We start from the raw sequence: 1,225 nt of genomic DNA, 5'->3' as shown, positions 1-1,225 counted from the left end.
TTGGATTTAAAATAAAACACAACAAAATGAAGAAACTATATTTCATTGCAGTATTAGCTTTAGCAGTAACAGAGTTAAGAGCACAGCAAGATCCTCATTACACGCAGTACATGTATAACATGAGTGTAATGAATCCGGCCTACGCCGGATCAAAAGAAGCTTTATCAGGCGGTGTTCTTTACCGTAAGCAGTGGGTTGAGATTGAGGATGCCCCAACAACGGGAACATTCTTTATCCACTCTCCTGTGGGAAGAAATGTCGGATTAGGGCTTTCCATCATCTCGGATAAAATCGGGCCTGTGGAGGAGAACAACTTCTACGCGGATTTCTCTTATACCTTAAACTTAGGTGGTGAGCACAAACTGGCATTCGGTATGAAAGCCGGTTTGACCATGCACAAGATAGATTTCCAAACCATCTATCCAACCCTGCCTGATGTAGGTGATGGTGCTTTTGGTGGTTCAAATCCAAATGAGACCTTCTTAAACATTGGTTCAGGGCTTTTCTATTACACCAACAAATACTATTTGGCCCTTTCGGTACCTAATATGTTAAAGGCAAACTATTTGGATTATGACGGAAGATCATACGGAGGCGAAGAGATGCACTATTTCCTAACGGGAGGTTATGTATTTGACATCAACCCTAATTTGAAGTTCAAACCGTTTGCGATGGTGAAAACATCACTTAACGCACCGGCATCCGTTGATGTATCTGCCAATTTTATGCTTTATGACAAGTTAGAATTAGGAGCAACCTATAGACTAGAAGACTCTTTCGGAGCTATGGTTAACTTTGCAATCACCCCGAGTTTAAGAATAGGGTATGCTTATGACCATATCGTTTCAGACTTAGACGTAGTAACACCATCCTCTCACGAGTTTATGTTATTGTTCGATCTGAACTTCCCGAAAAAAGTATCACGTTCACCAAGATATTTCTAACCTATAAAGACACCTAAAAACATGAAAAATCTATATATAGCCATAAGTTTTGTAGCCATGAGTTTCTCGCTTTCGGCACAGAATAAAGATACCAAAACGGCCGACAAGCTGTTTGCCCGTTACGAATATGTTGATGCAGCCAAAGAATACCTCAGACTTGTTGAGAACAACAAAGGGGATGCTTATGTGTACAAACAACTGGCCGATGCCTATTACAACATGTTCAACTCCACTGAAGCGGTTAAATGGTATGCCAGAGCAACCGAGACCACTGCCGATGC

The 1,225-nt window shown here is 41.2% G+C and carries 1 protein-coding gene and 1 pseudogene; both read left to right on the top strand.

Features of this window, described 5'->3' with window-relative positions; translation table 11 throughout:
* Positions 1–26 precede the first annotated feature (26 nt).
* Positions 27–944, top strand: coding sequence for a PorP/SprF family type IX secretion system membrane protein (locus P1K33_RS15345; RefSeq protein ID WP_284653859.1), 918 nt, complete (start codon positions 27–29; stop codon positions 942–944).
* 21 nt (positions 945–965) lie between these two features.
* Positions 966–1,225 (top strand): annotated as a pseudogene (locus P1K33_RS15340) (OmpA family protein); the annotation flags it as partial.

This window comes from Flavobacterium terrisoli (genome assembly GCF_030167905.1).
GTDB classification, from domain to species: Bacteria; Bacteroidota; Bacteroidia; order Flavobacteriales; family Flavobacteriaceae; genus Flavobacterium; species Flavobacterium terrisoli.
Note: the sequence above shows the minus strand (reverse complement) of the source record. Positions and strands in the feature narration are given on the sequence as shown.